The organism is Variovorax gracilis, assembly GCF_030317115.1.
Taxonomy (GTDB): Bacteria; Pseudomonadota; Gammaproteobacteria; order Burkholderiales; family Burkholderiaceae_C; genus Variovorax; species Variovorax gracilis.
Window position 1 is genome coordinate 164,275 of sequence record NZ_JASZYF010000003.1, and the last position, 24,528, is coordinate 188,802.

The 24,528-nt window shown below is 64.9% G+C and carries 25 protein-coding genes and 1 tRNA gene; 13 read left to right on the top strand and 13 right to left on the bottom strand.

Annotation, left to right across the window (positions count from 1 at the left end):
• Positions 1–8: 8 nt before the first annotated feature.
• The 6 genes from QTH97_RS08635 (at position 9) to QTH97_RS08660 (ending at position 4,525) form a co-directional block, all read left to right on the top strand.
• Positions 9–314, top strand: a complete 306-nt coding sequence (locus QTH97_RS08635) for an urease subunit beta (RefSeq protein WP_286567719.1) — start codon at positions 9–11, stop codon at positions 312–314.
• Positions 315–2,033 (top strand): urease subunit alpha, encoded by a 1,719-nt coding sequence (gene ureC, locus QTH97_RS08640; RefSeq protein ID WP_286567720.1) that lies wholly within the window; start codon positions 315–317, stop codon positions 2,031–2,033.
• Between the two features lie 54 nt (positions 2,034–2,087).
• Positions 2,088–2,669: an urease accessory protein UreE gene (gene ureE / locus QTH97_RS08645; protein ID WP_286567721.1), complete on the top strand. Its 582-nt coding sequence runs from the start codon at positions 2,088–2,090 to the stop codon at positions 2,667–2,669.
• Positions 2,669–3,358: an urease accessory protein UreF gene (locus tag QTH97_RS08650; RefSeq protein WP_286567722.1), complete on the top strand. Its 690-nt coding sequence runs from the start codon at positions 2,669–2,671 to the stop codon at positions 3,356–3,358. The genes ureE and QTH97_RS08650 overlap by 1 nt, the downstream gene beginning before the upstream one ends.
• Positions 3,359–3,372: 14 nt before the next feature.
• Positions 3,373–4,023 (top strand): urease accessory protein UreG, encoded by a 651-nt coding sequence (gene ureG / locus QTH97_RS08655; RefSeq protein ID WP_286567723.1) that lies wholly within the window; start codon positions 3,373–3,375, stop codon positions 4,021–4,023.
• A 235-nt stretch (positions 4,024–4,258) separates the two neighbouring features.
• The gene (locus QTH97_RS08660) at positions 4,259–4,525 is read left to right on the top strand and encodes a hypothetical protein (protein WP_286567724.1); all 267 of its coding nucleotides are present in this window, start codon (positions 4,259–4,261) and stop codon (positions 4,523–4,525) included.
• Positions 4,526–4,534: 9 nt separating this feature from the next.
• On the opposite strand, the gene QTH97_RS08665 is transcribed toward QTH97_RS08660, so the two are convergent.
• Both QTH97_RS08665 and QTH97_RS08670 read right to left on the bottom strand, forming a co-directional pair.
• Positions 4,535–6,778: a xanthine dehydrogenase family protein molybdopterin-binding subunit gene (locus QTH97_RS08665; RefSeq protein ID WP_286567725.1), complete on the bottom strand. Its 2,244-nt coding sequence runs from the start codon at positions 6,776–6,778 to the stop codon at positions 4,535–4,537.
• Positions 6,779–6,780: 2 nt separating this feature from the next.
• Positions 6,781–7,251 carry a (2Fe-2S)-binding protein gene (locus tag QTH97_RS08670; RefSeq protein WP_286567726.1) on the bottom strand — a complete coding sequence of 157 codons (471 nt, stop codon included), beginning with the start codon at positions 7,249–7,251 and terminating at the stop codon, positions 6,781–6,783.
• Between the two features lie 140 nt (positions 7,252–7,391).
• Here QTH97_RS08670 and QTH97_RS08675 point away from each other — a divergent pair, with 140 nt between their 5' ends.
• Positions 7,392–9,641 carry a heavy metal translocating P-type ATPase gene (locus QTH97_RS08675; protein ID WP_286567727.1) on the top strand — a complete coding sequence of 750 codons (2,250 nt, stop codon included), beginning with the start codon at positions 7,392–7,394 and terminating at the stop codon, positions 9,639–9,641.
• Positions 9,642–9,716: 75 nt separating this feature from the next.
• Here QTH97_RS08675 and QTH97_RS08680 read toward each other — a convergent pair whose 3' ends face one another.
• From QTH97_RS08680 to QTH97_RS08690, 3 genes are all read right to left on the bottom strand, one after another.
• Entirely contained in the window at positions 9,717–10,100 is a 384-nt protein-coding gene (locus tag QTH97_RS08680; protein WP_286567728.1) for an HU family DNA-binding protein, read from the bottom strand.
• A gap of 170 nt (positions 10,101–10,270) precedes the next feature.
• The gene (locus tag QTH97_RS08685) at positions 10,271–10,939 is read right to left on the bottom strand and encodes a YceH family protein (protein WP_286567729.1); all 669 of its coding nucleotides are present in this window, start codon (positions 10,937–10,939) and stop codon (positions 10,271–10,273) included.
• Between the two features lie 55 nt (positions 10,940–10,994).
• Positions 10,995–11,558 carry a YbhB/YbcL family Raf kinase inhibitor-like protein gene (locus QTH97_RS08690; protein ID WP_286567730.1) on the bottom strand — a complete coding sequence of 188 codons (564 nt, stop codon included), beginning with the start codon at positions 11,556–11,558 and terminating at the stop codon, positions 10,995–10,997.
• A 292-nt stretch (positions 11,559–11,850) separates the two neighbouring features.
• On the opposite strand from QTH97_RS08690, the gene QTH97_RS08695 reads away from it, so the two are divergent.
• Both QTH97_RS08695 and QTH97_RS08700 read left to right on the top strand, forming a co-directional pair.
• The gene (locus tag QTH97_RS08695; RefSeq protein ID WP_286567731.1) at positions 11,851–12,432 is read left to right on the top strand and encodes a hypothetical protein; all 582 of its coding nucleotides are present in this window, start codon (positions 11,851–11,853) and stop codon (positions 12,430–12,432) included.
• 124 nt (positions 12,433–12,556) lie between these two features.
• Entirely contained in the window at positions 12,557–13,453 is an 897-nt protein-coding gene (locus QTH97_RS08700) for a class I SAM-dependent methyltransferase (RefSeq protein ID WP_286567732.1), read from the top strand.
• A gap of 876 nt (positions 13,454–14,329) precedes the next feature.
• Here QTH97_RS08700 and QTH97_RS08705 read toward each other — a convergent pair.
• The 7 genes from QTH97_RS08705 to QTH97_RS08735 form a co-directional block, all read right to left on the bottom strand.
• Positions 14,330–14,417: transfer RNA gene (locus QTH97_RS08705), tRNA-Ser, on the bottom strand.
• A gap of 38 nt (positions 14,418–14,455) precedes the next feature.
• Complete coding sequence (locus tag QTH97_RS08710; protein ID WP_286567733.1) at positions 14,456–15,142, bottom strand: TetR/AcrR family transcriptional regulator; 687 nt, start codon at positions 15,140–15,142, stop codon at positions 14,456–14,458.
• A gap of 15 nt (positions 15,143–15,157) precedes the next feature.
• Positions 15,158–16,414, bottom strand: coding sequence for a radical SAM family heme chaperone HemW (hemW, locus tag QTH97_RS08715; RefSeq protein WP_444813404.1), 1,257 nt, complete (start codon positions 16,412–16,414; stop codon positions 15,158–15,160).
• The gene (rdgB, locus tag QTH97_RS08720) at positions 16,411–17,010 is read right to left on the bottom strand and encodes an RdgB/HAM1 family non-canonical purine NTP pyrophosphatase (RefSeq protein WP_286567734.1); all 600 of its coding nucleotides are present in this window, start codon (positions 17,008–17,010) and stop codon (positions 16,411–16,413) included. Before rdgB ends, hemW begins: the two co-directional genes overlap by 4 nt.
• Positions 17,011–17,045: 35 nt before the next feature.
• Positions 17,046–17,774, bottom strand: a complete 729-nt coding sequence (gene rph / locus QTH97_RS08725) for a ribonuclease PH (RefSeq protein ID WP_286567735.1) — start codon at positions 17,772–17,774, stop codon at positions 17,046–17,048.
• A 26-nt stretch (positions 17,775–17,800) separates the two neighbouring features.
• Positions 17,801–18,706 carry a PP2C family protein-serine/threonine phosphatase gene (locus QTH97_RS08730; RefSeq protein ID WP_286567736.1) on the bottom strand — a complete coding sequence of 302 codons (906 nt, stop codon included), beginning with the start codon at positions 18,704–18,706 and terminating at the stop codon, positions 17,801–17,803.
• Positions 18,703–19,710: a serine/threonine protein kinase gene (locus QTH97_RS08735; protein ID WP_028249365.1), complete on the bottom strand. Its 1,008-nt coding sequence runs from the start codon at positions 19,708–19,710 to the stop codon at positions 18,703–18,705. Before QTH97_RS08735 ends, QTH97_RS08730 begins: the two co-directional genes overlap by 4 nt.
• Positions 19,711–19,799: 89 nt before the next feature.
• Here QTH97_RS08735 and QTH97_RS08740 point away from each other — a divergent pair, with 89 nt between their 5' ends.
• From QTH97_RS08740 to QTH97_RS08755, 4 genes are all read left to right on the top strand, one after another.
• Entirely contained in the window at positions 19,800–20,714 is a 915-nt protein-coding gene (locus tag QTH97_RS08740) for a YicC/YloC family endoribonuclease (protein WP_286567737.1), read from the top strand.
• An 11-nt stretch (positions 20,715–20,725) separates the two neighbouring features.
• Positions 20,726–21,346, top strand: coding sequence for a guanylate kinase (gene gmk / locus QTH97_RS08745; protein WP_286567738.1), 621 nt, complete (start codon positions 20,726–20,728; stop codon positions 21,344–21,346).
• 29 nt (positions 21,347–21,375) lie between these two features.
• A complete protein-coding gene (gene rpoZ, locus QTH97_RS08750; RefSeq protein WP_028249368.1) occupies positions 21,376–21,579 on the top strand; it encodes a DNA-directed RNA polymerase subunit omega in 204 nt (67 codons plus the stop codon).
• A gap of 92 nt (positions 21,580–21,671) precedes the next feature.
• The gene (locus QTH97_RS08755; protein WP_286567739.1) at positions 21,672–23,927 is read left to right on the top strand and encodes a RelA/SpoT family protein; all 2,256 of its coding nucleotides are present in this window, start codon (positions 21,672–21,674) and stop codon (positions 23,925–23,927) included.
• 12 nt (positions 23,928–23,939) lie between these two features.
• Here the strand turns inward: QTH97_RS08755 and greB are convergent, their stop codons facing one another.
• Positions 23,940–24,515 carry a transcription elongation factor GreB gene (gene greB, locus QTH97_RS08760; protein WP_286567740.1) on the bottom strand — a complete coding sequence of 192 codons (576 nt, stop codon included), beginning with the start codon at positions 24,513–24,515 and terminating at the stop codon, positions 23,940–23,942.
• Positions 24,516–24,528 lie beyond the last annotated feature (13 nt).

The window sequence follows — 24,528 nt, forward strand, 5'->3', positions numbered from 1 at the left end:
GAGCGCCGATGATTCCCGGCGAACTCATCACCGATGAGGGCGAGCACGTCCTCAACCCCGGGCGCCGCACGCTGACGCTGGTGGTCCAGAACACGGCCGACCGGCCGATCCAGGTCGGCTCGCACTACCACTTCGCAGAGACCAACGGCGCGCTGGGCTTCGACCGCGAGGCCGCGCGCGGCATGCGCCTGAACATCGCATCGGGCACGGCCGTGCGCTTCGAGCCCGGGCAACAACGGACCGTCGAACTCGTGGACTTCGCCGGTGACCGCGTGGTCTACGGCTTCCGCGGCCTGGTTCAAGGAAAACTCTAGATGGCAACGATCGGCCGCCGCGCCTATGCGGAAATCTTCGGTCCCACGGTGGGCGACCGCATCCGCCTCGCCGACACCGACCTGGTGATCGAGGTCGAGGAGGACTACACGCTCCATGCCGGCGGCTACGGGGAGGAAGTCAAGTTCGGCGGCGGCAAGACCATCCGCGATGGCATGGCGCAGGGCCAGCGCACACGCGCGGAAGGCACCGTGGACACGGTGATGACCAACGCGCTGATCCTCGACCACTGGGGCATCGTGAAAGCCGACATCGGCTTGAAGGACGGCCGCATCGTCGCGATCGGCAAGGCCGGCAACCCGGACGTGCAGTCCGGCGTGGACATCGTCATCGGTGCGGGCACCGAAGTGATCAGTTGCGAAGGCAACATCGTCACAGCGGGCGGCATCGACAGCCACATCCACTTCATCTGCCCGCAGCAGATCGAGGAAGCGCTGGCCTCGGGCGTGACGACCATGCTCGGCGGCGGCACCGGCCCGGCCACCGGCACCTTCGCCACCACCGCGACGCCGGGACCGTGGCACATCGAGCGGATGCTGCAGGCGGCGGATGCATTCCCGATGAACCTCGGCTTTCTGGGCAAGGGGAACGCGAGCCTGCCGGCGGCGCTGCACGAGCAGATCGATGCGGGGGTGATCGGCCTCAAGCTCCACGAGGACTGGGGCACCACCCCGGCCGCGATCAGCAACTGCCTGGACGTGGCCGACGCGACCGACACGCAGGTCGCGATCCACAGCGACACGCTGAACGAATCGGGCTTCGTCGAGAACACGATTGCGGCCGTGAAGGGCCGCGCGATCTGCGCCTTCCACACCGAAGGCGCGGGCGGCGGCCACGCACCGGACATCCTGCGCGTGGTGGGCGAGGCGAACTTCCTGCCTTCGTCGACCAATCCGACGATGCCCTACACGGTGAACACGCTCGACGAGCACGTCGACATGCTCATGGTGTGCCACCACCTCGATGCCGGCATCCCCGAGGACCTGGCCTTTGCCGAAAGCCGCATCCGCAAGGAAACGATCGCGGCCGAGGACATCCTGCACGACATGGGTGCCATCAGCATGTTCAGCTCCGACAGCCAGGCCATGGGCCGCGTGGGCGAGGTGATCATCCGTTGCTGGCAGACGGCTCACAAGATGAAGGCGCAGCGCGGCAAGCTCCCGGAAGACGAGTCGCGCAACGACAACTTCCGCGCCAAGCGCTACGTCGCCAAGTACACGATCAATCCCGCGATCTCGCACGGCATCGCGCACGAAGTGGGCAGCATCGAGGTCGGCAAGTGGGCCGACCTGGTGGTGTGGAAGCCGGCCTTCTTCGGCGTCAAGCCGTTCACGATCATCAAGGGCGGCAGCATCGCGATGGCCGCCATGGGCGACCCGAACGCATCGATCCCGACGCCGCAGCCGGTGCACTACCGGCCGATGTTCGGTGCCTATGGCGGCTCGCTGGCAAAGGGCTCGCTGACCTTCGTTTCGCAAGCGGGGCTGGCAGCGGACATCGGCAGGCGCTACGGGCTCGCCAAGAATCTCAGCGCGGTGAAGAACATCCGCGGCGTGCGCAAGCAGCACATGGTGCACAACGCGTTCACGCCCAGGATGGAAATCGATGCGCAGACCTACGCCGTGCGTGCCGATGGGCAACTCCTGACCTGCGATCCGGCGATCTCGTTGCCGATGACGCAGCGGTATTTCCTTTTCTAGGTTCGATGATGCAGGCGGATCGACAATCCGCATTCACCGAACAACCTGCCTCCCATGCTCACCGCCAACAAACTCATGCCCCAGGGGGGCGGCCTCGCGCCCGTCCTGCTCAAGCGCGCCGCCACGATCGAACTCGATTGGGACGTCCGCCAGAAAAGCCGCTTCGACACCACCGATTCACAGGGCCGCCAGATCGGCGTGTTCCTGCCGCGGGGTACGGCCGTGCGGGGCGGCGATGTGCTGGTCGCCGAGGACGGTTCGCTGATCAAGGTGATCGCGGCGCGCCAGCCGGTGCTGGTCATCACGCATTGCAGCGAACACGGAACGCCCTTCGACTTGATGCGCGCGGCCTACCACCTCGGCAACCGCCACGTGCCGATCGAGCTCAAGCCCGATCACCTGAAGATCGAACCCGACCATGTGCTGGCCGGCATGCTGCGTTCGATGCACCTGATCGTGCGCGAAGCCGATGAAGCCTTCGAGCCCGAAGGCGGCGCCTATGGCGCTCATGGCGCAGGACATGGGCATTCGCACGGCGTGGCGCCGGTCGGGCCGGTGCTGCATCCCGATGCCTACGCCGGTTCGCAGGCGCATGACGATCACGGCCATGACCACTCGCACGGCCATTCGCATTGATGGATGACGCGCCGGCCGCCCTGCCCGCGGCGAGTTTCCTTCAACTGATCTGGCTCGCATCGCCGGCGCTGCCCGTGGGCGGCTTCTCCTATTCCGAAGGGCTGGAGGCCGGCATCGAATGGGCCGGGCTCGGCACCGAGCAGGCCGCGTCGGATTGGCTCGTCCACCAGCTGAATCTGAGCCTTGCGCGCGCCGACCTCGCCGTCCTGGCGCAAGCGATTCCCGCCTGGCGCAGCGGCGACATGCCGCGCGTCCGCACGCTCAACGCCTGGGTCTTCCAGACGCGCGAATCCGCCGAATTCCTCTTGCAGACCGAGCAGATGGGCCGCTCCTTCGTCGAATGGCTCAAGCTGCATCACGACGATGCGGCAACGGTGTTCGAAGCCCTTCCCGCGAGCTACCCGATCGCTTTCGCCTTCGCGGCAAGCCGCACCGAGGCGGCGGTGCGCGATGCATGCCTCGCCTTTGCTTTCGGCTGGGCCGAAAACATGATCGGCGCCGCGGTCAAGGCGGTGCCGCTGGGCCAGAGCGCCGGCCAGCGCATGCTGGGGCGGCTGGCCGCGGAAATCCCCACGGCGGTCGATCTTGCGATCACACTCACGGATGACGACCGGCAGGCTTTCTCGCCGATGCTCGCCATCCTGTCTTCCCGGCACGAAACCCAGTATTCGCGTCTCTTCAGAAGCTAAGCACGTCAGCACGTATGTCCTCCGCCCTCCACCACATCGCCCACCGCACCAAGAAACTGCCGCCTCTGCGCGTCGGCATCGGCGGCCCCGTCGGGTCCGGGAAGACCACGCTGCTGGAAATGCTCTGCAAGACGATGCGCGACAAGTACGACCTCGTCGCCATCACCAACGACATCTACACCAAGGAAGACCAACGCCTCCTGACGGTGGCCGGCGCGCTGCCGGCCGAGCGCATCATGGGTGTGGAAACGGGTGGCTGCCCGCACACCGCGATCCGCGAGGACGCGTCGATCAACCTCGAAGCGATCGACCGCATGCTGGTCCAGTTCCCGGATGCGGACGTGGTGTTCGTCGAGTCCGGCGGCGACAACCTGGCGGCGACCTTCAGTCCCGAGTTGTCGGACCTCACGATCTACGTGATCGACGTGGCCGCCGGCGAGAAGATCCCCCGCAAAGGCGGCCCCGGCATCACCAAGAGCGACCTGTTCGTCATCAACAAGACCGACCTGGCGCCCTATGTCGGTGCAGACCTGGGCGTCATGGAGGCGGACACCAAGCGCATGCGCAAGCAGCGCCCCTTCGTGATGACCAACCTCAAGACCCGCGCCGGCCTGGCCGAGGTCGTCTCCTTCATCGAAGAACGCGGCATGCTCACGACCGCGTAAAGAGCCGGCAAGCCAGTCCGGAAAACACCGCGGAACCGGCTCCGCCGGTCCGCCGGTCCGCCGGTATTGCCCCCGGCGGGGGCAGGCGGCTACACGAGGTGCGTAAACCTGGGGGCGAGCGTCATTTCCGTGAAATGGTCCACATCTTGCAGTGGGGCATACATCGTCGGACGGATGCTTTCGTTTTCAAGGAAGCGGGACACTGTCCGAACCGAACCGAACCGCACGCACGACCATGGCCTCAGAAGCAATCTTCCACGCCGCGACTGGCAGCGTCCAGTTCGCCATCTATCCCGACGGGTTCGACGGCGCCCGGATCATCGCCCGCATCGACGAGGAAGCGCTCCACACCCGCTTCCACGCGCCCGAAGGTGGGGATTCCGAATTGGTGCAAACCTATGCACGCAACGCCGATTCGATCGACGCCATGGCCACGGTGCGTTTTCGAGAAAACCCGAACGTCGCCATCTGCCTGCACAGCAACGACTTCCAGAACGCCTGAGGGGCGAGTTCAGGCAAGCAGCGCCTTCAGCTTGTCGCTGGTGAAAGGCACGCTGCGCAAACGCACCCCGGTCGCGTCGAACACCGCGTTCGCCAGGGCCGCCGGCACCGGGCTGGACGCGGCTTCGCCCGCGCCCAGCGGCGGTTCGTCGCGACGATCGATCAGCGCAATCTCCAGCCGCGGCACCGCCGGGAAGCGCAGCAGCGGGTAGCTCGCCCAGTCGACGCTGGTGACACGCGACCGGTCGAAGGTGGTCTCCTCGTACAAGGTGCGCGAAAGCGTCTGGAGGATGTTGCCTTCGACCTGCGCGCGCACGGCGTCGGGATTGATCATCAGCCCGCAGTCGTGAGCACAGCAGACGCGGCGCACGGCGATCTCGCCGGTCGCGCGGTCGACCTCCACGTCCATCGCCATGGCGACGAAGGTCTCGTTGTTCTTGTAGTGGATGTAGGCCATGCCCCGCCCCACCACGACCTTGCCCTTGGCCGGTGACGCTACGGGCGAAGGCCTTGCCTGCCAGCCAGCCATCTGCGCCATGCGCCGGATCACTTCGGCGCCCCGCGGATTCGACATGTCGCGCAACCGGAAGGCCACCGGATCCACCTGCGCCTTGGCGGCCAGTTCATCGACGAAGCTTTCCACTGCAAAGCAGTTCGCGACCTTGCCCGGTGCGCGGATGTTCGACGGCCGCAGCGGCGCCGGGCCCAGCCAGTGAGCCGACACTTTCACCGCATTCGCGGCGTAGGGCGGATCGCCGTTCTGCGACACCAGTCCCGTCGCCTGCCCGACCGGCTGTTTCATGCCCGCCGCGAGCGGAGAGAGCAGCGGAATCCACTCCAGGTTGGCGGTGGCGCGTGGCACCCACATGTCCGTTTCCCACGCGTCGATGCGTCCGTCCGGCATCTGCGTGGCCTTGATGTCGAGCAGTTGCGGCGGGCCCTTCGGGTCCCAGCCCAGTTCGTCCTGCCGGCTCCACTGGACACGCACCGGCTTGCCGACCGCCTTGGACAGCAGCACCGCGTCGGCGGCCGCGTCGTCGTGCCCGTTCATGCCGTAGCAGCCGGCCCCATCGAGGTAGATGACGCGCAGCTTGTCGCGCGGCAGGTCGACCATGGCGGCAAAGACGTTCAGAAAGCGGTGGCTCGCCTGCGACGCCGTCCACACCGTGCCGCCATCGGGCCGCACATCGGCCACCGCGCACGACGGGCCGATGGAGCCGTGCGACTGGATGGGCCACGAATAGGTCGCGCGCAGTACGTCGGGCGCATCACGCAGGGCGGCCACGCGCTGCGCGTCGCCCTTGGTCGCGATGACTTCCTCGGCGACGAAGGGGCCGCTGCGCGCCCAGTCGGCCAGGGCGCCATGGCCGATCAACTGTGCGCTGTCGGTCCACTGGACCTTGAGTTCCCGCGCCGCTCGCACCGCGGCCCATTCGTCGGGACTGACCACGCCGACGAAATCCGCAATTCGCACCACGCGCACGCCCGGCAAGCGCGCGACGGACGACTCGTCAACCGCGATGACCCGCGCGCCCACGGAGGGCGGCCGCACGACGCGGCCGTGCAGCATGCCGGGCACCACGAGGTCATGCACGTAGATGTGGCGTCCGGTTGCCTTGGCCGGCACGTCGGGGCGCGGCAAGGGGCGGCCGACCAGAACATAGTCGGCCGGGCGCTTCAACGGCGCCTTGGGGTTCATCTTGACGTCGAAGCTGCGGCCACCCACGAGCACCGGAACCGCGACGCTGCGGCCGTCCGCCGCTCGGACCGCGCCGTCGACCAGCCTGAGCTGATCTGCGGGCACCTGCAGCTTCTGGCCCGCCATCGCGACCAGCGCCTCGCGCGCCGTCGCGGCGGCCTGCCTCAATTCGACGCCCCCCCGCATCACGCCGCTGCTGCCGGCCGTCGGGCCTTGGTTGGGCGTCAACGCCGTGTCGCCTTCGATCAGTTCGATGCGCTCGACCGGAACGCCGAGTTCCTCGCCCACCATCTGGCGCATGGCGATTCGATGGCCGGTGCCCAGGTCGACCTTGCCGGAATAGACGACGACCGAACCGTCGCCGCGAATGGCAAGAAAAGAATCGACCTGGTCGAGCGCCAGCGCGCGCTGGGCGGCGGTGGAGGGCCCGGCGGCTTGCGCCAGCGCCGACTTCGCCGGGAACAGGCTGAATCCGACGACCAGCGCACCGGCTTCGAGCAAGGCACGCCGGGTCAACCTGCAGGCGGAAGCTTCTTCGAGATGCTGCGTCGTCATGATCAGGCCCTCTTGACGCCGGCCGCGCGTTCCACGGCGCGCAGCACGCGGTCGTGCGAGCCGCATCGGCACAGGTTGCCGGCGAGTGCCTGTTGGGCCTGTTCGCGACTGGGCCTGGGCACGCGTTGAAGCAGCGCCACCGAACTCATCACCATGCCGTTGGTGCAGTAGCCGCATTGCGCAGCCTGCTCGGCGATGAAGGCGGCCTGCACGGGATGCGGCTTGTCGGGTGTGCCAAGCCCTTCCGCCGTGACGACGCGCCGCCCGCCCGCATCACCGACGCGTACGGTGCACGATCGCACGGGCGCCCCGTCGATCAGCACGGTGCAGGCACCGCATTGCCCGAGTCCGCATCCGAACTTGGCCGCGTGCAGGCCCAGGTCGTTGCGCAGCGCGTAGAGCAAGGGCATGTCGGGGTCCCAGGCGTCGATGTTCCGCGACGCGCCATTGACGATCATCGTGACGGTTGGCATTCGGACCTCCTGCGTCGAGTCCCGGCCAGGCGGGCGGGGTCGGTCGACGGCGCTGCAGATTGCCACAGGGTTCGGCTTGCATCAAGCGTGTTTCCGCCTGCGCTTGACCTTGTAGTCACTTCAGGGTTTCCAATGGGTCCATGGCAAGAAGCACCCCCGAGACCCCGATCGTTGCACTGCGTGCGCCCGAAGCTGGCCCGCATGCCGCCGGCCATTCAGCCTGCTGTGCGGCCGACCATTGCGCCGAACCCATATCGATCGGGCGGGTCGAGGCCAACACCTTTCGCATTTCCACCATGGATTGCAGCGCCGAGGAGTCGGAGATCCGGCGCGCCGTCGAGCCGATCGCGGGCATCCGCGCAATGCATTTCCAGTTGGGGCAACGGACGCTGAGGATCGACGGCCCTGCAGATGCCGTCCTGCGAGCCCTGGAGGCCATTCGGAAGGCGGGTTTCGCGCCTGAAGCCATCTCGGGGACAAGCGCCGCGAACACCGACGACGGTCACGGACACGACCATGCTCCTGGCAACGGCTACGCGCGCTTCGCAGCCGCGCTCGGGCTGGCGGTTGCGGCAGAAGGCATTTCCTTCTTCGCACCGGATACGCTGGCGTGGAAGGCGGTCGGAATGGCGGTCGCTGCCGCTGCGATCGGGCTCGCCGGCCTCGAAACCTACACGAAGGGCCTGAAGGCCCTGCGGCACGCACGGCTCAACATCAACGCGCTCATGTCGGTGGCGGTCACTGGCGCGTTCCTGATCGGCCAGTGGCCCGAAGCGGCGATGGTGATGGCGCTCTATGCGATTGCCGAACTGATCGAGGCTCGCGCCGTGGATCGCGCGCGCAATGCGATCAAGGGCCTCGTCGACCTCGCGCCGGCGGATGCGGATGTGCAGCAGGCCGACGGCCGCTGGGCGCGCGTCCGGGCCGCGGAGATCGCTCCGGGTGCCATCGCACGCATCAAGCCCGGCGAACGGGTGGCGCTGGACGGCGTCATCACCAAGGGCAACAGCACCATCAACCAGGCACCGGTGACCGGGGAGAGCATCCCCGTCGACAAGGGTCCCGGCGACACCGTGTTCGCAGGCACGATCAACGAAGTCGGCGAGATCGAGTTTCGCGTCACTGCCGCTGCCGATGACACGACGCTGGCGCGCATCATCCACGCGGTCGAGGAAGCGCAAGGCACGCGCGCGCCCACGCAGCGCTTCGTCGATCGCTTTGCGGCGGTCTACACGCCGGCCGTGTTTGCGGTGGCCGTGGCCGTCGCTGTGCTGCCCCCGCTCTTCATCGGCTGGCCCTGGCTCGAGGCGATCTACAGGGCGCTGGTGCTCCTGGTGATCGCATGCCCCTGTGCGCTGGTCATTTCGACGCCGGTCACCGTCGTGAGCGGCCTCGCCTCGGCCGCGCGGCGCGGCATCCTGATCAAGGGGGGCACCTATCTCGAAGATGCGCGCCTGCTCAAGGCCGTCGCGCTGGACAAGACCGGCACCATCACCGAGGGCAAGCCCAGGCTGGTCGCGTTCCAGCCTTGGGGCAATGCCGACGAGGCTGAGGTCCGGCGTTTCGCCAGAGGCCTCGCGACACGATCCGATCACCCGGTCTCCCAGGCGATCGCAACGCGCCTGGAGAGCGATGCGATCGACGTTCATGAATTCAAGGCACTGCCCGGTCGTGGGGTCGAGGGCGTGATCGGCGGGCAGCGCCTCGTGCTCGGAAACCATCGGCTCATTCAGGAACGCCAGCAGGCCGAGCCCCGCCTCGAGGCGGAACTCGCGGCGCACGAATCGCAGGGCCGCACTGTGACCCTGCTCGCGAACGACGGTGGTGTACTCGGCCTCTTCGTGGTCGCCGACACGATCAAGGCCAGCTCCATCGAAGCGATATCCGAGCTCAAGCGCCTCGGCGTGGCACCTGTGATGCTGACCGGCGACAACGACGCCACCGCGAGGTCCGTCGCGCGCGAGGCCGGCATCGGCGATGCACGCGGTGGATTGCTGCCGGAAGACAAGCTCAGCGCGATCAAGGAAATGCGCCAGCGCTATGGCGCGACCGCGATGACCGGCGACGGCATCAACGATGCCCCGGCGCTGGCGCAGGCAGACATCGGCTTCGCCATGGGCGCCGCAGGGACCGACGCGGCCATGGAAGCGGCAGACGTCGTGATCATGAATGACAACCTCGGCCGCATCGCCGAGACGATCCGCCTGTCGCGCCGCACGCACGCAGTGCTCTGGCAGAACATCAGCCTGGCGCTCGCCATCAAGGCCGTGTTCCTTGTACTCGCCGTGTTCGGCACCGCGACGATGTGGATGGCCGTGTTCGCGGACATGGGCGCCAGCCTGCTGGTCGTCGGCAACGGCTTGCGGCTGCTGCGCCGAAGCGATCGTTGACCTTCTTCAATCCCAAAAAAAGAAAACGGCCCCGAGGGGCCGTTGTTCATTGACGCAGCCCTGGGCTGCAGCAGCTTACTTCTTGGCTGCCTTCTTTGCGGGTGCAGCGGCCTTCTTGGCAGGTGCTGCAGCCTTCTTGGCGACGGGCTTGGCCGCTGCCTTCTCGGCCTTGCGCTTGGCTGCCTTGGGGTCGATGGCGGCCTTGAAGGCTGCACCTGCCACGAACTTCGGCACCTTCTGTGCAGCGATCTTGATCTTGGCGCCGGCTTGGGGGTTGAAGCCCGTGCGAGCAGCGCGAGCCACTTGCTTGAAGGTTCCGAAGCCGATCAGTTGGACGGGGTCGCCCTTCTTGACTGCAGCGACGATGGAGCCGGTCACGGTTTCGAGGATGCGAGCGGCTTCTGCCTTGCTGACGTTGTGTGCGGTGGCGATCTTTTCGACCAGTTCGATACGGTTCAAGAGAATTTCCTTAGGATAGTTTCGCCATGTTGCCGATGGCGGCGCAGCGATAGATACAAGCTGCAAGCGGCGCGGAGTATATAGGGCGGCGACATGATGCCCGGCGCCTGCACGCTGCTTTCCCAGCCGAATGCAGGCAATACGCAACACCTGGCAGGGCTTTCGTGCCCCTATTGATCGCTCGCGATGCCCAACTCTGAAGCCATTCGATGGACCAGCGCCTTCAAACTCGCGAGCTCTGATTCGAGCCGCGCCACATTGGCCTTGAGCGCTGCGAGTTCGCCCAGCGACACGTCGCCGTTGGCCTGCAGAGTGGGGACGGATGCATCCTCGGCCGGCGTCCCGCTCAGCAAGTGGGCCCAACGGCTCTCGCGCGCGCCAGGCAAGCGGGGCAGCTTGACCACCAGTGCGCCTGCCGGCCGATTCGCCAACTCGTCGAGAAAAGCCTCGACCGAGGAGATGTCCGCGAAGTTGTGCATGCGATCGGACGCGATGCGAAGCTCGCCGGCCGTCTGCGGACCGCGCAGCATCAGCACCGTCAACAGGATGATCGACTGCGACGGGATCCGCAGCACGCCGTCGATGTTGTGCGCGTACCGGAACGCGCGCCCGCCGCTCGTCTCCGACACCAGGCTGTAGCCCTTGAGGCTGTCGATGACGGCCTGCGCCTCGGCATCGGACACTTCGAGGATCGGATTGCGGCTTGTCTTCTGGTTGCACCCCGAGACGATGGCGTTGAGCGTCAGCGGATAGCTGTCGGGCACCGTGCGCTGCTTCTCGGCAAGGACGCCGAGGACGCGGGTTTCAAGAAGGGAAAGCGTAGGGAGCGGACTGGACATGGCTTGCGGCAGGTTGGATTCGCCATTGTCCCTGGTCGCTTCCCTGCGGGCGGCTCTACTTCTTTCTTCCGTAAGTCCCGGTCGTGGTGGACTTGCCGATCGCGTTGGCGTTGACCACGAAGCCCGCCAGTGAAGCCGTCGCGTTCGGCGGCAACTCCAGCTTCTCGACCTTGAGGGCGTAGAGCGTGGCGTGATACCGGTGCGGCTTGTCGCCGACGGGCGGGCACGGGCCACCCCAGCCTGGAGTGCCGAAATCGGTGTTGATCTGGCGTGCGCCTGCAGGGAGCTTGGCGCCGTCGGCTGTGCCTGCGCCCTGTTCGAGAGAGGTTGCCGTGGCGGGAATGTCGACGACGATCCAGTGCCAGAAGCCCGCGCCGCCTGTGGGAGCGTCGGGGTCGTGGACCATCAGCGCGAAGCTCTTCGTGCCGGGTGGCGCGTTGCTCCAGCGCAGGGTCGGGGAGACGTTGTCTCCGGTACAGCCGAAGCCCTTGAAGACGAACTTGTTGTCGATCGGGCGGCTGTCGTGCAGGTCCGGGCTGGTCACGCGGAAGCCTTGGGCCTGGGCTGCCAAGGTCACGAAGCCAAGGGCCAATGCGGCACTGCAATATCGGATGTTCATGAAGCGGTCCCCTCTGGATTCGAAGGAGGGCCATTAAATCCTGAAGTGTTCGGCTAGGGAAGCCTTGCCTGGCCAGCGTGGCGTGCCGGGGCGCGCAGTGACGGCGCGACGCCGGAGCGGTTGTTCCCCGATCCTTTCTCGGATCAAGGCGCACCACCCAAGCGCTGCAGCTTGTCCTTTTGAGCGTGAGGGAGCTTGAGCGTCACTGGGGACATCGCAGACGCGCCGGCGACCTGCGGATTCCTCAGTCCCGCAAGCGCCGTACCATGCTGAACGTTCAAAGGATCTGGCAATGACTGATGCCGAGAGGCTTGTGGCTATTGAAGAGTTCAAGCAGCTTCAGACCATCATTGGTCGCCATGAGGGGCAGGAATATCAAGTCCGTGGCTGGTTGCTTGTTCTGCTCGGAGGCTTGGTAGCCGCACTCTTCAGCGGCGACAACTCCAGGCTGTTTGTTTGGGCCTTTCTCGCAGTCGGATGCGTCCTGATCCTGGCATTCTTCTTCATGGAGTTGATGATCCGGGTGCCCAAACGCGAGTCCATAGATCGCGTCGCCAGCATCGAACGCGCGCTTCGAGGCGAAATCGCCTATGACGGCCCCCTGATCTGCGAGACCCTGTCGGGCGGCCCGGGTACGAATCCCTGGAGGTCCATCGCACGTGCCGAGGTTAAAGTCCTCGGCGTGTGGTCGTTCTACATTCCAGTGCTTGCGATCGTGCTCATCATCGCTACGTCTGCGCATGTGTCGCGGCTATCCGGTTCCGCGCAGGTAGAGAACAAGCAGAAGTCCATCAGTCAAGAGGCATCACCAGTTGTTCCAGGTCCGGCGAACGGTGCTCTGGTGCCACAAGGGGCGCCGGCACCAAGGAAGTAGACCGATCTCCAGGCAGAGACTCATCCTGCGCCCTCATTGAAGATATTTAATACCAAGCATCAAGCACCGATTCTCGAATTCCATGTGATAAGCATTAATATCCCACGAGGAGTCCATCAAAGTCATGGCCAATTATCTGAGAGACATATCAAAATTTTTAATGCCTCATGGTATTGTTCGGGCCTACCAACTGCGACGCGAGAAGCGTGATCTGGTAGCTGCGATACAGGCCGAACGCACATCGGCCTCGGCATCAGAAGCTGCGGCAAATAATGCACTGGAGGATGCGAAAAACAAGCTACGAGAGGAGACTGAGCGCGCACTCGGTGAGGCAAAGCGAGCCGCGGATGAAATCGAGCGTCGCGATAAAGTTATTCGCGAGTTCGAGCAAAAAATGGCGTACGTACCTCCGCCCAAACTGACTGAGGAGCATTTGCGCGGCGCCCAATTATTCTCTGACCGATTCACGATGATCGAAGGGCTGTCACTACCGAGGGAGAATCCGATCATTGGCGAAGTCGGTGTGGCGCTTGGGACGTTTACCGATGTCATGATCCAGAAGTTCAGGCCATCAAGATTTGTTGCGTTCGACACATACAATTTGCATGCGAGTCCATTGATCTGGGGCGAGCCAAGTTCTGTCCTCCTTAAAGGGATGACGCATCTAGATTTCTATAAAGACAGGTTCGCTGCGCAAGGTGATGTGATGACTTATGAAGTTGGGGATTGTCACGAGACACTTGCTGCGTATCCTGACGAGACTTTCGATCTGATTTATATTGATGCCGGTCATGAATATGCGGACGTCAAGCTTGATTCGATTAACGCAGCGCGCAAACTCAAGCCTGACGGAATCATCATCTTCAATGACTACGTGGTATTTGACCATTTCGCAAACATTCACTATGGAGTTGTCCGCGCGGCGAACGAGTTAATCGTTCAGGACAATTGGCGCGTCGTCGGGTTGGCGTTGCACAGCGAAATGTTTTGCGATCTTGCGGTTACACGCGCTTCCGCATGATGAAGCGATATCGGTCGGGATTACGATCGAGGTTGGTTCGCTGTCGCCAGCGCCAAAGAAATCGCACCGCGGCCCCAGTCGAGCCTGAGAGAATGTTTGGCGAAGGTTTGGCGGACGGGCCCGCCGCCACGATTCGGTCATCGGCAAAGAAGTTCGGCGGGCAATCCGTATCTCCCCCTCCCTTTCCCTCCCCGAGTGGTCACTGACTCTCACACTTGGATAACGGCGGTGAGTGCCTTCTCGGCGGTGCGCCGCGGGTTCTAGGAAGTCGGGGCCTTGGGCTAGGGCTCTCCAATGCCACGTCAATTGGCGTGACTGGACGCTGCTAGCCTGAGTGTGTAGGGTTCACCCTTTCTAAATCGAGGAGCCCTTCGTGCGATCTACGCAGCAAATGAGCATCGCTCCATCGAACGACGTGGCGGACGTTGTGAGGGGCAACGTGCAACGCGTTCTTTGTTCAATCGTCGGCACGTTTGCCATCTGGACACTGGCGGCCTGCCAGGGTCCGACGCCAAGTCCGTCGATCGGTGTCGGCAATCCCTATCCAGTCAGTAGCTACGTTTGCGATGGGACACGCTTGGCTGTGCGCTTGATGGGAGATAGTGCCTCGGTCTCCGTTGACGGAGCGGCCGCCATCGATCTTCCCGCAATCGGAAAGTCGGGGACCACGTTCTCGAACGGACGCCAAACGATGACGATCGATCAGGGCCGCACGTCGTGGGCCGTGGGGCGCGCCACGCCGGTTTCGTGCACTGGCGGCTAGAAGTTGTCGCCCGGCATGCCGTTGAGTCTCACGCAGTCTCACCGCCGACGGACGGGTCAAAGGATGGGGAGAAATATCGAACTGCCCGAGCCTCGATGAGAAAAATCGATCGCTGGCGGAGAGTGTGAGATTCGAACTCACGGACGGTTGCCCGTCGGCAGTTTTCAAGACTGCTGGTTTAAACCACTCACCCAACTCTCCTGGGCTGCCTCCATGCGCATGGCGGCAGGGTCGCGATTTTAGTCGTTGCCTGGAGTCGGTTTCTCGGACGCGTCTGCAGGCGCAGGCGTCCATCCTCGCATCACCAGATCAACGATGCCTTCCGCCCAAGCGCGCCGCTCCTCCGGACCGGCGAGGGGCTTCGAAATAAAGAACCTCACCCCACCGAAGGCCAGGGTCGACAGTTGCACCGCTGCCAGTTCAGGCGACGGCACATACAAGGTCCCCGCCTTGTGTGCCTTCGCCAGGTACTCCACGACCGGCGCAAGCACATAGCTGTTCTCCGCATACAGCGACTTGGCCAGTTCCGGAAAGCGCACCGCTTCGGCGATCACGAGGCGCAGCAGCGCCAACGTCTTGGGCTCGGTGGCACTCAAGTACATGCGGTCGACCAGGTCCAGCAGCACTTGCCGCTCGTCGGCATCCTGCTGCACGAGGGTCGCCTGCATCGTCTCGCGAGCGCTGCTCACCGCGCGGTGCACCACCTCGCGGAACAGGGCTTCCTTGTTGTCGAACTGGCGGTAGATGGTGATCTTGGCTACGCCCGCCTCGCGCGCGATGGCCTCGATGCTGGTGGCGGCGTAGCCCTTGTCCAGGAAGGACTCCAGCGCCGCGGCCAGAAAGGACTCGCGCAGCGCGATGGCCTGCTCCGGGCTGGGCCGGCCGCGCGAACGGCGTTTGGTCTCTACAGATTCGAGGTTTTCCATGGCTGTTGAAGTCGCTCAGGTGTCCGGAAGGAAGATGGCTTGCAGGTCGCTCAAGAAATCGTACCCCCGTGCCGTCGGCCAGACGCGCGCGAGATCCCGTTCGATCAAGCCCTTGCGCTCAGCCTCTTCGAGGCCGCGCTGGATGGCGGTGATGGCAAGGCCGGTGCGCTCGCCGAACTGCGCCAGCGTGAAGCCGTCCTTCAGCCGCAAGGCATTGAGCATGAATTCGAAGGGCAGCGCCGCGATGGCGACATCGTCGCTTTGCGCTACGGCCTGCATGGCGATGGCGTTGTCCATATAGAGGCGCGGCTCCCGAAAGCGAACCTGTCGCACGATGCGGTGCGCAAAGCTGAGCTTGCTATGCGCGCCGGCGCCGATGCCCAGGTAGTCGCCGAACTCCCAGTAGTTGAGATTGTGCGCGCACCGGTGGCCGGCGCGAGCGTAGGCCGAAATCTCGTAGCGCCCCAAGCCGTGCCCGGCTGTGCGCTCCGTGATGCGGTCCAGCATGGCATAGGCCGTATCGTCCTCGGGCACCACGGGCGGGAACTTGGCGAAATAGGTGTTGGGCTCGATCGTGAGGTGGTAGACCGACAGATGTGGCGGCGCCAACGCCAAGGCTTGGTCGAGGTCGGCATCCAGTCCTTCCAGCGTCTGGCCGGGAAGCGCATACATCAAGTCGAGGTTGAAGGTGTCGAAGGCGACTGCCGCCTCCTCCACCGCGGCGATGGCCTGCGCGCGGTCGTGTACGCGGCCGAGCGCCTTCAGGTGCTCGTCGTTGAAGCTCTGGACGCCGACCGACAGCCGCGTGACGCCAGCCGAACGGTAGGCGCGGAAGCGGTCGCGCTCGAAGGTGCCGGGATTGGCCTCCAGCGTGATCTCGCAATCGGGGGCCAGCTTGAGCCGTGCGCGGAGGTCGCCGATGAGCCGGTCGATGGACGCCGGCGAAAACAGGCTCGGCGTGCCGCCGCCGATGAAGATGGTGTGCACCGTGCGGCCCCAGATCAAGGGGAGCGCAGCATCGAGGTCGGCCACCAGTGCGTCGAGATAGCGCTGTTCGGGCAGCGCGTCGTCGCTGCCTCGCCATTCATGTGAATTGAAGTCGCAGTACGGGCATTTGCGCAGGCACCAGGGGAGATGCACGTACAGCGACAGCGGCGGCAGCGCCGACAACTGCAAGGGTCCGGGCCGCATCAGATGAAGCGCATCGTTCGCGCCGGCCGCGCCGTTGGAAGCCTCCTCGGCGCTCGTCGAGATCGGAATGACGACGCTCACGACCACCGCTCGCGCATCAGGGCCAGCATTGCACGCGCCGCCTGGCCGCGATGGCTGTTGGCATTCTTCACGTCGGCGGGCAACTGCGCGAAAGTCCTGCCAAACTGCGGCAGGAACATCACGGGGTCGAAGCCGAAGCCGTTGTCGCCCACGGGCTCGCGTGCGATCTCGCCAGCCACGCGGCCGACAGCGATCAGCGGCTCCGGGTCGTCGGCGCTGCGCAGCGCGACCAGGGTGCTGACCAAGGCGGCGCGGCGATCGGTCTTCAAGGCGAGTTGCTCCAGCAACGCGCGCACGTTGTTTGCGTCGCCCTTCTCGTAGCCGAATTGCGTGGCGTAGTACGCCGTGTCGACGCCGGGGAGCCCTCCAAAGGCTTCGACGCACAGCCCGGCATCATCCGCAATGGCCGGCAGCCCCGTGACCGCCGACGCATGGCGCGCCTTGGCCAGCGCGTTTTCGACGAAGGTGCGGTGCGGCTCCTCGGCCTCGCCGACACCCAATTCGGATTGGCGCACGAGCGTGACATCGAGTGGCGCGAGCAGGGCCTGCAGTTCCGCGAGCTTGCCTTGGTTGTTGGAGGCGAGGACCAGTTTCATCGTCAGCTTGCGCGAATGCGCGTCTTCTTCAGTCTTCAGCTCGAAAGCGCTTGTGTCTGCAAGACGGTCAGCTCGGCGATGCCTTTTTCGGCGAGCGCCAGCAGCGAATTCATCTCGTCGCGCGAGAAGGCCGCGCCTTCCGCCGTGCCCTGCACTTCGACGAAGTGGCCGGCACCGGTCATCACGACGTTCATGTCGGTGTCGCAAGCGGAGTCTTCCGTGTATTCCAGATCGAGCAGCGGCGTCCCCTGCACGATGCCCACCGAAATGGCTGCCACATGGCCGCGGATGGGGGACGCGGGAATCTTGCCTTCCGCCAGCAGCTTGTTGACCGCATCCTGCGCGGCCACGAAGGCGCCGGTGATGGCCGCGGTGCGCGTGCCGCCGTCGGCCTGCAGCACGTCGCAGTCGAGGTGGATGGTGCGCTCGCCCAGCGCCGCGAGGTCGAACACGGCGCGCATCGAGCGCCCGATGAGGCGCTGGATTTCCTGCGTCCGGCCGCTTTGCTTGCCGCGGGCCGCTTCGCGATCGCTGCGGGTGTGCGTGGCGCGCGGGAGCATGCCGTATTCGGCCGTGACCCAGCCCTCGCCGCTGCCGCGCTTGTGCGGCGGCACCCGGTCCTCGACCGATGCCGTGCACAGCACGCGCGTCTGGCCGAACTCGATCAGCACCGAGCCCTCCGCGTGGATGGTGAAGCCCCGGGTGATGCGCACCGGGCGCAACTGATCGGCGGCGCGGCCGCCGCTTCGTACGAAAACTGTCATGGTGAAGAACGAAAAAAGAAGAAAAATTAGCCCTTTCGGGCAGCGGAACGCTTGATGGCTTCGTTGATCTCGGCGATCGAACGCTCGATGGCGTCTTCGTCGAGGTCATCGAGTTCGCTGTCCGAAGGCATGCCGGCCTGGATGGTCGAGGCGAACACGCCGTCACTGATGCTGTCGGTGGAAACACCGCGCTTCTGCCCAGGCTCATCGGGCGTTTCCCACTCCAGCGCGATCAGCGTCACGTTGTCGCTGTGGGTGCCGCCATTGCGCAGCGCCATTTCAGCGAGGTCGGGTGCGGAGTCGGAGACGGGTTTGCCGGACGAAAGGATGTGCACGATCACGCTGTCGTCCAGCACGCCCCAGACGCCGTCCGAACACAGCATGATGCGGTCGCCGCGCTGCAGTTGAAGCGGCGCCGACACGTCGAACAAGGGGGGCGTGGGCGAGCCCAGGCACGTCAGCAGCAAGTTCCGGTTGACCGGCTCGGGGCCGGCGTTGGCACGCGGCCGTTCGGCGTGCGAATGGTCGCGGGTGCGGATGAGCAGATCGCCGTCGCGCACCACGTACAGGCGCGAGTCGCCGCAGTGGATCCACGTGGCCGTCGTGCCCTGGATGACAGCGGCGACCACGGTCGTTCGCGGCGTATCGAGCATGCCCTTGTTTCCCGCGTACCGCATGATCTGCTGGTGCGCCGACATGACTGCTGCGGTCAGGAAGGCCTTGACGTCCTTCACGATCGGGCGGGCTTCGCGCTGGTAGAGCGCCGCGATGGTCTGCAATGCCAGTTGGGCTGCCACTTCGCCTTCGGGATGCCCGCCCATGCCGTCGGCCAGCACGAACAACCCCGATTCACGCGTGTAGCAATAACCCATGCGATCTTCGTTCTTGAGGCGGCCGCCCTTGCGGCTGACTTGGAATACTGAAAACTTCATGCCGGGCGTGTGGTCGGCGCTGCCGCCTTCGGCAGCCCCTTCTTTTCAAATGAGCGCATGTTGTCGATCGAAAGTCGGACCTTTTCGCCGACGGTGAGCTTGGTGTAACGGCGTTCGCCTTCGCGGCTGAGTTCCTTCTGCAAGGCGAACACCGATTGCGGACGGGACAGCGGATCGAGCGACATGCACCACTCGACCACTTCGATCAGGTTGTCCGAATAGATGCCGCGCAGACGCGAGAGCGACAGGCCGAGGCGGTCCTTCTCGATGCGCTGCGGCGCGTCGTTCGGGGGATAACCCTGCATGCAGGCATAGATGCAGGCGCCAATCGCGTAGATGTCGGTCCACGGCCCCATCGAGGAGTCGCGGCGGTACATCTCGGGCGCGGCGAAGCCGGGCGTGTACATCGGACGGATGAAGTTGCCCTCCTTGGAGAGCACTTCGCGCGCGGCACCGAAGTCGATCATCACGGCGCGGTCGTCGTCGGTCACGAAGATGTTGGCCGGCTTGATGTCCAGGTGCAGCATCTTGTGCTGGTGCACGATGCGCAAACCACGCAGGATTTCGTCAAACAGGGAGCGAATCGTCGACTCGCGGAATACTTTCTGCTTCTTCAGGTCGCGAGCGGTGACGATGAAATCCTGAAGAGTGGCCCCCTCCAGGTAATTCATGACCATGTAGACGGTCTCGTTCTCGCGGAAGAAATTGAGCACGCTCACCACGGAGGCATGCGAGATCTGCGCGAGCGACCGCCCTTCCTCGAAGAAGCTCTTCAAGCCCAGACGGTAGAGGGAGAGCTTCTCCGGCGGCACCTGCGGCGCCAGTTCACCGGTGCCGCGCGTCGCGAGCGATGATGGGAGGTATTCCTTGATGGCCACCTGCTGGCCGCTGTGGTCGACGGCGAGGTAGACGACACCGAAACCACCGGCGGAAAGCCGCCGCACGACGCGATAGCCGCCAATGACCGTATCAGGCAGCAGGGGCGAAGGTTTGACCTTTGACATAATCCGGGAGTTTCGCCCGAAGGCGATGGTGCGGCAAGCGAACGCTGTGCCGACGCCACGGTGCGAACAACAAATCACAGTGAGGCGCAATGCCAGTTTACAGCATGACCGGCTATGCCAGCGGCCAGACCGGCCCCGCAGGCAGCCACTCCGAAGCCGAAGCGAGGCCCCACGCCACGGTCAGGCTCGGGGTCGAAATCCGCTCGGTCAACAGCCGGTTTCTCGACCTGACTTTCAAGCTGCCCGAGGAACTGCGCCAGCACGAACCCGCGCTGCGCGAATTGCTCACCGGGCAGCTCAAGCGGGGCAAGGTCGAGGTGCGCGCGGCGATCGAGAACACCTTCAACGCCGGCATCGGCGAGCCTTCGGCCAAGCTGTTGCAACGGCTCAACGGCCTGCAGGACAACATCAAGGCGTGGCTTCCGAGCGCGCGCGATCTCAGCGTCGCCGACGTGCTGCGGCTCGCCGCCGGCGACACCGCAGCCAAGGGTGACTGGGGGCCCGATCTCTCGGACGTCACCGAAAAGACGCTCAAGGCCCTGCTTTCAGCGCGAGAACGTGAAGGCGCCCGCCTCGCCAGGATGCTGCAGGACCACCTCACGCAGCTACGAGCGCTCGCGACCCAGGCCCTGCCGCTGGTCCCCCAGCTCGTGGAGCAGCAGCGCACGCGCTTTCTCGAACGCTGGCAGGAAGCCATGGGCCTGAGCGGAGGCACGCTGCCGGAAGCGGCGCAGGACCGTGCCCTCACGGAGGCCACGGCCTTCGCGATCCGCATCGACGTCGCCGAAGAGCTGACGCGCCTGAATTCGCATCTCGACGAGATCGAGCGCCTCGTGAAGAAGGGCGGCGAAATCGGCAAGCGGCTGGACTTCCTGATCCAGGAACTCCATCGCGAGGCCAACACGCTGGGCTCCAAGTCGGCCACGCTCGAACTGACGCGCATCGGCGTCGACATGAAGGTGCTGATCGAGCAGATGCGCGAGCAAGTCCAGAACATCGAATAGAGAAGCAGCGAATGGACTACCCCGGCAATATCTTCGTGGTCGCGGCGCCCAGTGGCGCCGGCAAATCGAGCCTGGTCAAGGCCCTGATGGAACTCGACTCCGCCGTGCAACCCTCGGTGTCGCACACCACGCGCCCGCCTCGCGGCCAGGAAAAGCACGGACGCGAGTACTTTTTTGCGTCCCATTCGGAGTTCGACTCGATGGTGGCGGCCGACGCCTTCGTCGAATGGGCGCACGTGCACGGCCAGCGCTATGGCACGTCCAAGAAGGCAATCGAGGAGCGCATCGCCCAAGGGGCGGACGTGATCCTTGAAATCGACTTCCAAGGCGCGCTTCAGATCCGAAAGACCTTTTCGAACGCAGTGATGATCTTTATCCTGCCGCCGAGCTGGGAAGAACTGCGTTCCCGGCTCGAACGCCGCGGGGAGGACAGCGCCGCGATCATCGAATTGAGGCTCCGGAACGCCGCCGAGGAGATGGCCCGCGCCAGCGAGTTCGACTTCGTTATAATCAATGAGGTATTTGAGCGCGCGCTTTTCGACTTGAAGGCGATAGTCCACGCTCAGCGGCTCCGCTACTCCGCACAGCGCCGTGCGCGTGCAAGCACCTTTGCCGCGCTGAACATCCCCTGATCCGCCCACCCCACCGCCGAAAGATCCTCATGGCCCGCATCACCGTCGAAGATTGCCTGCAACACATTCCGAACCGCTTCCAGCTCGTGCTCGCCGCCACTTACCGTGCGCGCATGCTGAGCCAGGGCCATGCGCCCAAGATCGAGAGCAAGAACAAGCCCGGCGTGACCGCCCTGCGCGAAATCGCCGAAGGCAAGATCGGCCTTGAAATGCTGAAGAAGGTTCCCGGCTAAGTTGATGCTCACATGCAACAAGGAAGCACCGTACGCGGTGCTTTTTTTGTGCCTGAATGCGTCCCATTGGCTGGCACGCTAAAGTGGGAGTCATGAGCGCGGTCGTCAAGCCCCAGTTAGAGGCCTCCCCGAGCCCCCGGCCGAGCCCGGCGGCATTGAACGCGGCCGCCGCCAGCTTCGCGGCCCTGACCGACCGGCTGGACTATCTGGGCTCGGAAGACATCGAGCAGGTACGCCGCGCCTACCGCTTCGCGGACGAAGCCCATCTGGGGCAGCTTCGCAACAGCGGCGAGCCCTACATCACCCATCCGATCGCCGTGGCCGCGCAGTGCGCGGAATGGAAGCTCGACGCACAGGCCCTGATGGCTGCCCTGCTGCACGACGCGATCGAGGATTGCGGCGTGACCAAGTCGGAGCTGATCGAGCGCTTCGGCGCCCCGGTCGCCGAACTGGTCGACGGCCTCACCAAGCTGGACAAGCTGCGCTTCAACACCCGCGAGGAGAATCAGGCGGAATCCTTCCGCAAGATGCTTCTTGCCATGGCCCGGGATGTACGGGTCATCCTGGTCAAGCTGGCCGACCGTACGCACAACATGCGCACGCTGGACGACGCGCCGCGCGAGAAATGGGCGCGCATCTCGCGCGAGACGCTCGAGATCTACGCGCCAATCGCCCATCGGCTCGGCCTCAACCAGACCTACCGCGAACTGCAGGACCTGTCGTTTCGCCATCTGCGGCCGTGGCGCTATGCCATCCTCGCAAAAGCAGTGGCCAAGGCGCGCGGCCGACGAAGGGACCTGATCCAGAAAGTCCAGCAGGAGGTCGAAACGGCCTTCTCCGCCGCCGGCATGAGCGTGCGGATCGCCGGGCGCGAAAAAACGCTCTATTCCATCTACCGCAAGATGGACGAAAAGCACCTGAGCTTCGCCCAGGTGACCGACATCTACGGTTTCCGGCTGATCGTGCCGACCGTGATCTCCTGCTACACCGGGCTGGGCATCCTGCATCAGATGTACAAGCCGCTGCCCGGCAAGTTCAAGGATCACATCGCGATCGCCAAGCTCAACGGCTACCAGTCGCTGCACACCACGCTGGTCGGCCCCGCGGGCGTCAATGTCGAGTTCCAGCTGCGCACCGAGGCCATGCACGTCGTCGCGGAATCCGGGGTCGCGGCGCATTGGCTCTACAAGGCCGCAGAGCCCGCGGCGGCGACCACCAGCGAACGGCTCGGAGCCAAATGGCTGCAATCGCTGCTCGACATCCAGGATGAAACGCGCGACGCGGCCGAGTTCTGGGACCACGTCAAGGTCGACCTGTTTCCCGATGCGGTCTACGTGTTCACGCCGAAGAGCCAGATCATGGCGCTGCCGCGTGGCGCGACCGTGGTCGACTTCGCCTACGCGATCCACAGCAACATCGGCGATCACACATCCGCCGCGCGCATCAATGGCGACCAGGTCCCGTTGCGCACCGAACTCAAGAATGGCGACGTGGTCGAGATCATCACGGCACCAGTGTCGACGCCGAATCCCGCATGGCTCGGCTTCGTTCGAACCGGCCGTGCGCGCTCGAAGATTCGCCACTATCTCAAGACGCTCGCGCATGCCGAATCCGAAGGGCTGGGCGAGAAGCTGCTCGCCCAGGCGCTGCGAGCCGAGGGACTCGGAAATCTGCCGGACGACGACGCGGAACATCAGCAACTCTGGGAAAAGCTGCTGCGATTCACCGGCAACCGCACGCGCTCCGAACTGCTGACCGACATCGGCCTGGGCAAGCGCATTGCCAGCATCGTCGCGAAGCGGCTCATGGCACTGCTGGCCGAGCGCGGCGAAAAGCCCGATGCGCTGATGCTGAGCCGAGAGCGCTTCACCGCGCATGAAGGCGTCTCGCAAGGCGCCGTCACGCTGGACGGGAGCGAAAACTCCTCGGTGCGCTTCGCCTTGTGCTGCCGGCCGATTCCGGGCGATTCGATCGTCGGCTACCTGGGCCACGGCGAAGGCCTGGTCGTGCACACCGACGAATGCGGGGTCGGGCAACGCCTGCGCTACAAGGACAGCGAGCGCTTCTTCGCGGTCGAATGGGCCGACGACCCGGTCCGCACCTTCGAGACCGGCGTCGTCATCACCGTGCGCAACGACAAGGGCGTGCTGGCCCGCGTGGCGGCGACGCTGGCCGACGCCGAGGCAGACATCACGCACGTGGAAATGGCCGACGAGACGCCGCAGGATTCGACGGACCTTCGCTTCGTGATCGCAGTACGGGACCGGGCGCATCTCGAAGCCGTGCTGCGCGCCGTGCGCCGGACCTCTTCCGTGCTCGCGGCGGCGCGGACCATCCCCGCGCCTTGAACCAGCGGCCGATCAGGCCGCGTCGCCTGGCGGCGGCGGATAGCTCACGGACAACACCTCGATGTCGTGCACGCCGCCCGGCGTCGCCAGCTTGACCACGTCGCCCTCCCTCGCCTTGAGCAGTGCGCGGGCGATCGGCGAAATCCAGCTGACCTGCGATTGAGCACTGTCGGCCTCGTCGATGCCCAGGATGGTGACTTCGCGCTCGTCGCCGGTTTCGTCCGCATATCGCACCGTGGAGCCGAAGAACACCTGGTCGCTGCCATGGTGCACCGAGGGGTCGGTGACTTCCGCCACTTCGAGGCGCTTGGTCAGAAAGCGGATCCGGCGATCGATCTCGCGCAGCCGCTTCTTGCCGTAGAGATAGTCGCCGTTCTCCGAACGGTCGCCGTTCTTTGCCGCCCAGTGAACCGCCTCGACCACCTTGGGCCGCTCCTCGTCCATCAGGTTCAGCAACTCGGCGCGCAGGCGTGCATAGCCCGCGGGCGTCATGTAGTTCTTGCCGCCCGCAGGCAACGGGGGCAGCGTACCGCCTTCGCCGCCGTCCTCGTCGTCCGTATCGCTTTCTTTCGTGAATGCCTTGCTCATTGCTCACACCGTC